Annotated in this window: 6 protein-coding genes; 1 reads left to right on the top strand and 5 read right to left on the bottom strand. The window is 75.3% G+C overall.

Annotated features, from left to right (window positions below):
* The 5 genes from ACLBYE_RS28505 to ACLBYE_RS28525 form a co-directional block, all read right to left on the bottom strand.
* Positions 1–2,130 (bottom strand): AMP-binding protein (locus tag ACLBYE_RS28505; protein ID WP_447696734.1); only part of this gene is annotated, 2,130 nt, incomplete at its 3' end.
* On the bottom strand, positions 2,127–3,824 hold the full coding sequence (locus ACLBYE_RS28510; protein ID WP_447696735.1) for a cyclic peptide export ABC transporter: 1,698 nt from the start codon (positions 3,822–3,824) through the stop codon (positions 2,127–2,129). The genes ACLBYE_RS28510 and ACLBYE_RS28505, both read right to left, overlap by 4 nt.
* Positions 3,824–4,807, bottom strand: coding sequence for a TauD/TfdA family dioxygenase (locus tag ACLBYE_RS28515; RefSeq protein WP_447696736.1), 984 nt, complete (start codon positions 4,805–4,807; stop codon positions 3,824–3,826). Before ACLBYE_RS28515 ends, ACLBYE_RS28510 begins: the two co-directional genes overlap by 1 nt.
* 62 nt (positions 4,808–4,869) lie before the next feature.
* Complete coding sequence (locus tag ACLBYE_RS28520) at positions 4,870–5,586, bottom strand: thioesterase II family protein (RefSeq protein WP_447696737.1); 717 nt, start codon at positions 5,584–5,586, stop codon at positions 4,870–4,872.
* Between the two features lie 2 nt (positions 5,587–5,588).
* Positions 5,589–5,822: an MbtH family protein gene (locus ACLBYE_RS28525; RefSeq protein ID WP_020094344.1), complete on the bottom strand. Its 234-nt coding sequence runs from the start codon at positions 5,820–5,822 to the stop codon at positions 5,589–5,591.
* Between the two features lie 416 nt (positions 5,823–6,238).
* Between ACLBYE_RS28525 and ACLBYE_RS28530 the strand changes: the two genes are divergently transcribed.
* Positions 6,239–7,612, top strand: a complete 1,374-nt coding sequence (locus tag ACLBYE_RS28530; protein WP_447696738.1) for a lysine N(6)-hydroxylase/L-ornithine N(5)-oxygenase family protein — start codon at positions 6,239–6,241, stop codon at positions 7,610–7,612.
* The last annotated feature ends 113 nt before the right edge of the window (positions 7,613–7,725 follow it).

The raw sequence follows: 7,725 nt of genomic DNA on the forward strand, positions 1-7,725 counted from the left end.
GACCATGACGTAGGCGCCGCGCCCGGCCGGGTCGCCGAGCCGCTCGGCCAGCCAGAGCCGCTGCTGGCCGAGCGACAGCAGGGGCGGACCCGCATGCGGCAGGAGCGCGGGCGCCGGCTCCGCGTCGCGGGGCAGCGCGTCGATCCGCGCCGCGAGGTCGGCGAGGGTCGGGGCCGCGAACAGGTCGCGCAGCGGCAGGGCGACCCCGAAGGCGGCGCGGACGCGGTCGACGGCGCGCATCGCCAGGAGCGAGTGGCCGCCGAGCTCCAGGAAGCCGCGCCCGCGCGACACCTCGTCGAGGCCGAGGAGATCGCACCAGATCGCCGCGAGGGCGCGCTCCGTCGCGCTCCGGGGCGGCTCATCCGGCGACGGGGCACCCTGCGGGCGCCGGTAGAGGTGGAGGGGGGTGAGGTCGCCGGCCGCGAGGCCGTCCCGGCACGCGCCGCGCCGGAGCTTCCCGCTCGTGGTCTTGGGCAGGGTGCCCGGCGCCAGCAGGGCCACGAGTTCCGCCGGCTCGGCCAGCACCTCCGCCAGCGCGGCGTCGACCGCGGCGGCGATCTCCGGCGCGCGGGCGGCGGCGCTCCGGCCGATCTCGGCGGCGATCCCGATCGCCTCGCCCGCCGGTCCCTCGACCGCGAAGGCCGCGACGCGTCCCGGGCGGAGGGCCGGCACGCGCGCCTCGACCGCCGTCTCCACGTCCTGCGGATAGACGTTGTGGCCGCGCAGGATGATGAGGTCCTTGGCGCGCCCGGTGACGTAGAGCTCGCCGCCGTCCAGGAAGCCGAGGTCCCCGGTCCGCAGCCAGGTCGCGCCGTCGCGGGGCACGAAGGTCGCGCGGGTCGCCTCCGGGTTGTTCCAGTAGCCGCGCGCGACGCAGGGGCCGCTGAGCCAGATCTCGCCGACCGTGCCGTCGGGGCAGGGGAGGCCCGAGCGCGGGTCGACGATCCGCAGGTGCTCGGGCCGGACCGGCCGGCCGCTGCTCGCGAGGGCGGTCCCGGCCTCGTCGGCGACGGCGCGGCCGGCCGCCAGCGCCGCCGGCGCCACGCTCAGCCGGCGCCACGGCGTGCCCAGGGGCTTGGCCGCGACGAGGAGGGTCGCCTCGGCGAGGCCGTAGGCGGGGCTGAGCGCCGTCGGCGCGAAGCCCGCCGGGGCGAAGCGCTCGGCGAAGCGGGTGAGGGTCCGGGGCCGGATCGGCTCGGCACCGCTGTAGGCGACGCGCCACCCGGCGAGGTCGAGCCCCGCCAGCGCGGCGGCGCCGACGCGCTCGCAGGCCAGCCGGTAGGCGAAGTCCGGGCCGCCGCTGATCGTGCCGCCATGCGCGCCGATCGCCTCGAGCCACGCGGCGGGCCGGGCGAGGAAGGCCTGCGGGCTCATCAGCACGAGCGGCGCGCCGGCGAAGATCGGCTCGATCAGCCCCGCGATCAGGCCCATGTCGTGGTAGAGGGGCAGCCAGGAGATGAAGACGTCGTCCGGGCCGGGCGCGATCGCCTCGGCGAGCCAGCGGGCGTTGGCGACGATGTTGCCGTGCGTGACCTCGACGCCCTTGGGATTCGCGGTCGAGCCCGACGTGTACTGCAGGAAGGCGAGGGTGTCGGGCAGGCACGGGACCGGCCGCCACGCCTCCGCCCCGGCGCTGCCGACCGCGTCGACGCAGACGATCGCGCCCACGGAGCTGCCCGCGCAGGTCGCCGCCACGGTCTCGCGGTTCGCCCGATCGGTCAGGACGTGGCGCGGTGCCATGTCGGCGATCATCAGGGCGAGGCGGGCCGCGTGGTGCGGATCCCGCGTCTCCGGCGGGAAGGAGGGCACGGCGACGAGGCCCGCGTAGAGGCAGGCGAAGAACGCCACGACGTAGTCCGGCCCGCTCGGCAGGGCGATGAGCGCCCGCGCGCCGGGCTCGGCGTCGCGCTGGAGGCGCGCCGCCAGGGCGCGGACCCGCCGGTCGAGCTCCGCGTAGTCGAGGGACGCCCCGACCGCGCGCCCGTCCGTGAGGAAGCGCAGGGTCAGCCGGTCGGGCGTGGCGGCCGCCCGCGCCCGCAGGATCGCCACGAGGCTGTCGTCCGGCGCGGGCCGGTGCGGCGACGGCGCGCGGTGCGCGCGGCTCACGTGCAGGCTCTCGTGCAGGCTCACGCGCCGGCTCCCGCCTGGCGGCCGCGCGGCGGGGCGGCGCGGTGCTCCACCACGAGGCCGCGCTCGAGCTTCACGACCTGGTCGGCCCGTTCGAACCAGCGGTCGTCGTGGGTGACGACGAGGATCGTCCGGCCCTCGGCGGCCAGCTCCGGGAGGAGCGTCTCGTAGAAGGCCGCCCGGGAGTCGGGATCCTGGTCGGCGGCCCACTCGTCGAAGATCATGACGGGCCGGTCCTCCAGGCAGGCGACCAGGAGGGCGAGCCGCTTGCGCTGGCCCGTCGAGAGATCGCGGGTCGAGAAGACCCCGTCCCGGAGGCTGACGCGGCCGTCGAGGCCGAGGCGCGCCAGCCACGCGCGCGCCCGCGCCTCGCGCGCGGCGTCCGGCCGGCCGAGCAGCGTCTCGAACAGGTGGAAATCGGAGAAGACGGCCGCGACGTGCGCGCGGTAGCCGGCGAGGGCCGCGCCCGCCACCGGGCGACCGTCCAGGCACAGCGTCCCGCCGGTCGGCGGGTGCAGGCCGGCGATCACCCGGGCGAGGCTGGTCTTGCCGGAGCCGTTGCCGCCGACCAGGAAGGTGATCTCCCCGGGGCGCAGCGTCAGGTCGACCGGGCCGAGGTCGAAGCGGTCGCCGGTCTGCGGATCGGCCCGGTGATGGGTCACGCCCCGCAGGGTCACGGTGGCGTCGCGCCGGGGCGCGGCCGGGCCTGTCCCCGGATCGCCGACCGGCTCGGGCGGCAGTTCGGCGAAGGCCGCCTCGATCCGCCGCGCGCCGACGCGGGCGAGGTTGACGAGCGGCATCGTGTTCAGCACCGCCTCGAGCGGCCCCATCAGGTAGAGCAGCGCGATGACGTACCCGGTCGTCACCGCCGGGCTCTGCGCGCCGGTCCCGGGGACGAACAGCGCGAGCCCGATCAGGGCCAGGAACAGGATGCGGCCCCAGCCCGCCGCCAGCGCCAGGAGGGCGAGGCCGCGCCGGCGATGGTCGGCGACGCGGGCGATCGCGGTCGCCAGGACCGCGTCGAGGAAGTGGCGCCCCTTCTCCCGGTTGAGGCGCAGCTCCTTGGCGCCGCCGTGCAGCGCCTGGAAATGTCCCACGAGGCGGTCCTGCTCCGCCCCGGCCCGGGCGAGGTGCCGCGTGACGCGGCCGTAGCAGGCGGAGTAGCCCGCGGCCCCCAGGGCGATCGTGAGGGCCGAGGCCAGGAACAGGGGGAACGACAGGTAGCCGAGATAGGCGAGGGTCGCCGCGACCACCGCGCAGTTGGTGACGAGCACGGGCAGCGCGGTGAGGAAGTTGGCGACCTGGTTGGCGTCCTCGGTCACCAGCGCCTGCACCCGGGCGCTCCCCACCGCCTCGAGATCCGCGAACGCGGCGGCCTGGACGCGCGCGGCGATCGCGGACCGGAGATCGGCCAGCCCGCGCTGCCCGAGATCGGCGAAGAGGGCGCGCGAGACGACGAGCGCCGCGCAGGCGAGGAGGGCGGTCGCCGCGAAGGCGGCGATCCGGTCGGCCCGGGCGGGCTCGGACGCGTGGAGCGCCCCGTTGATGAGCACGATCAGGCCCGTCGTGGCGATCCCGCCGACGAGGCTCGCCGCCCCGGCCAGCACGAGCCGGGCGCGGGCGCCCCGCGCGAGGGCGCGCCACAGCGCGGTCCCTGGCGCGGCCCCGGGCTCCGCGAAGGCGAACGCCGCCGCCATCACTGCGCGCGGCCGGCTTGCGCCATCGCCACCACGACCTTGCGCGGGCCCTTGAAGGGTGTCCGCGCGTGGGCGGTCAGCATGTTGTCCAGCATCACCACGTCGCCGGACTGCCAGGGGAAGACGACGGTGTGCGCGGCGAGCACGGCGCGGATCGCGTCGAGATCCGCGTCGGGGATCGGGCTGCCGTCGCCGTAGTAGACGTTGCGCGGCAGGTCCGGCTCGTCGACGAGGTCGAGGAGGGTCGCGCGCACCTCCGGCTCGAGGTTCGAGACGTGGAACAGGTGGGCCTGGTTGAACCACACCGGCTCGCCGGTCTCGGGGTGGCGGGCGGTGCCCTGGCAGACCTGCCGGGTGCGGAGGTCGCCGTCCGGCTTCCACTCGCAGGTGATCCCGTGGCCGGCGCAGTACGCCTCGACCGCCCCCCGGTCCTGCGTGCCGAACACCTGCTCCCAGGCCACGTCGAGCCCGTTGCCGTAGTTGCGCACGTACATCAGGCCCCGCTCGGCGAAGCGCGCGCGGATCGGCTCGGGCACGGCGCGGTAGATGGCGCGGCTGTCGGCCAGCGGCGTCTCGCCCCCCTCGGCCGCCGCCTGCTGGCAGTAGAACCAGATCTTCATCGGCCAGTCGCGGGCGTAGGCCTGCTCGTTGTGCAGCGGGATGTGCTGGTGGGGCGGGTACTCGGTCGAGGTGTAGACCCCCTGGGTCACGGGGCTGCGGGGCGTCGAGCCGAACTCGTAGCTCAGGAGGTCGTGGCCGAAGCCCGCCGCGAAGCTGCGGAACGCGTCGGGCCCGTCGAGGCTGAAGCCGCGGAGCAGCAGGCCGCCCGCGGCGTGGAGGTGCGCCTCGGCCGCGGCCCGGATCGCCGGCAGCGCGTCCGCGAGCGCCGCGCCCGCGGCGCCCTCCGGCGGCGTGACCAGGAGCGGCAGAGGGCCCTCGTCCCGCAGGGGCTTGGTCACGAGTTCCATCACGGCGTCCTCCATGGTGACATCCCGTTCGTTCGCGCCGCCGGCCCGCGCGCCGCCGATGGGCGCGCGCGGCCGTCTCAGGCCGCGGCCTCGGCCCGCGCGCCGATCCGCCGGCCGACGAGGTCGAGCACCGGCCCCCGCCGCGCGTGGATGAAGAAGTGGTCGCCCTCGAACAGCGCGAGGTCGAAGGGGCCGCGCGTCTCGCGGCCCCAGGCCTCGAGGTCGGCGCGGGCGATGTCGTCCCGCGTCCCGCCGAGCGCCTGGATCGGGCAGTCCAGCGCCGGCCGCGCCGCGTAGGTGTAGGCGCCGCGCAGCCGGAAATCGGCCCGGAGCACCGGCAGCACCAGGGCCATCAGGGCGGGATCGGCCAGCGCCTCCGGCGGCGTCGCGCCGTAGGCGGACAGCGCGTCGCGCAGCTCCGCGTCACTGCGCGGGCGGCGGAAATACGCCCCGTCGCACACCGCCGGTCCGGCGCATCCGGAGGCGAACAGCGCGCGCGGCGCCGCGATCCCGCGGGCGCGGAGTTCGTGCGCCAGCTCGAAGGCGAGCAGCGCGCCCAGGCTGTGCCCGAACAGCGCGTAGGAGCCCGTGACGGAACCGGCGACCTCGTCCGCGAGGCGCCGCGTCAGCGCCCGCGGGTCGGTGCAGGGCGCCTCGCCGATCCGGGAGCCGCGCCCCGGCAGCTCGACGGGCCTGACGTCGACCGCGTCGGGCAGGCCGCGGCGCCACTGCGCGAAAACCGCGGCGCTCGCCCCCGCGTAGGGCAGGCAGAACAGCCGGATTCGTCCCGGCACGGTCACGCCCGCGCGCCGCCCGCGTCCCGCTCCTGTGCCTCCATGTGTCGGCGCAGGCTCAGGGGCCGCATGTCGGTCCAGACCTCGTCGATGTAGGCCAGGCAATCGGCCTTCGCGCGCGGATCGCCCACGGCGCGCCACCCGTCGGGGATGTCGCGGTAGCTCGGCCAGATCGAGTATTGCTCCTCGTGATTCACCACCACGTAGAACAGCGTATCTTCGCGATCGAACGCCATCGATGCATCCCGTTCAGGTGAAAGCTGCGACCAGCCTCGCCAATGAATCAATGAACTTCGCTTGTCGGCGCATAACATGGCCGAAAGATCGCCGGACTCAAGGGCCCTTCTACATATTTGAAATGTTCTAATTTAATTCATTACTGCTCGATCGTCCGAAGTGTTTTCCGGAGACCTTGAATCACTGTGGCGGTTCGCGCTACGCAGTGCGGCCGGCGGGTGCGGCCGGCGGGTACGTTGTGGTCCGGGGCTTGGCGGGGGACGCGGTCAGTGGCGTGTGCGCGAACCAGCTTCCGGTCGCCTGCGAGCGGTCCCGCCGGGGAAACGCGCGGCTCCCCCGAGGGAGGCGCCGCCCCCGTGCGCCGCGGCGGCGAGGATCGCCGCGCACCCCGTCGTGCGGACGAGGAGACGATCGGATGACCGCGCGCGCCGCACCGCTCTGCGACGTCATCGGGGTCGGCTTCGGGCCGTCGAACCTCGCCCTGGCGATCGCCCTGGCCGAGACTCCGGCGGCGCGCGGCCTCCGGTACCGCTTCCTGGAGCGGCAGCCGCACTTCCGATGGCACGGCGGCATGCTGCTGCCGGGCAGCGACATGCAGATCTCGTTCCTCAAGGACCTCGTCACGCTCCGAAACCCGACGAGCCCGCTGACCTTCGTGAACTACCTGCACAGCCAGGGTCGACTGCACGATTTCATCGATCTCGGGACGTTTCATCCCAGCCGGATCGAGTTCAACGACTATCTCCGCTGGGTGGCGGACCATTTCGCCGACCGCTGCGACTACGGCGAGACCGCGGTCGCGGTGGAGCCCGGATTGGGACCGGACGGGACGGTCGAGACCCTGTGGGTCGTCACCCGCGACGCCGCGGGCCGCGAGATCCGCCGCCAGACGCGCGACCTCGCCCTCGCGGTGGGCGGCGCCCCGCACGTGCCCGCCGCCTTCGCCGCCCTGGCGCGCGATCCCCGGCTCTGCCATTCGAGCCGCTACCTCGACCACGTCGACCGGCGCGGTCCGGGCAGCCCGCTCGACCTGTCGCGCCCGGGCGCCCGCGTGGCGGTGATCGGCGGCGGCCAGAGCGCCGCCGAGATCGGCCACGATCTCCACGCCCGCTTCCCGCACCTGCAGGTCGATCTCGTCTTCCGCGGCCACGCCCTCCGACCGTCGGACGCGACGCCGTTCGTCAACGAGATCTTCCACCCCGACCGCACCGACTTCGTGTACGCGCAGCCGAGCGAGCGGCGGGCGGCGATCGTGCGCAGCTACCGCAACACGAACTACGCGGTGATCGACGCCGACCTGCTCAAGGCGCTCCACGTCATCGTCTACCGGGAGAAGGTCTCCGGGCCGCAGCGCCTGCACCTGCGGCCGCGCAGCGAGATCCTCTCGGCCGTCGGCGACGCGGGCGGGATCAGGCTGCGGACCGTCGACCGCTACGCCGAGGTCGAGGCGGAGCGCAGCTACGACGGCATCGTCCTGGCGACCGGGTACGCGCGCGACCCGAACCCGGCGATCCTCGAACCGCTCGCGCCCTACCGCGACGGGCCGGACCTGGCGCGCGACTACCGCGTCCCGACCCGCCCCGGCTTCGTCCCGCGCATCTACGTTCAGGGCTACTCGGAGACCTCGCACGGTCTGAGCGACACCCTGCTCTCGGTCCTGCCGGTCCGCGCGCAAGAGATCGTCGACAGCCTGCTCGATCCGGACGGGCACGGGGGCGCGGTCGCCCCGGCGCGCGCGCCCGCAGCCGGCGGGATCCGCGCCTGGGAGCGACAGGGAGCGCATCCATGAGGCTCGCCGTCCCGCGGACCGGCCGGGCGCGGCGCGCGGAGGCGTGCCGCGGGCGGATCCGCCGCCCGCTCACCCGGCCCGGGCGCCGCCGCGACGGCGCACACGGACGCGTC

It is taken from the genome of Methylobacterium sp. A52T (assembly GCF_053346095.1).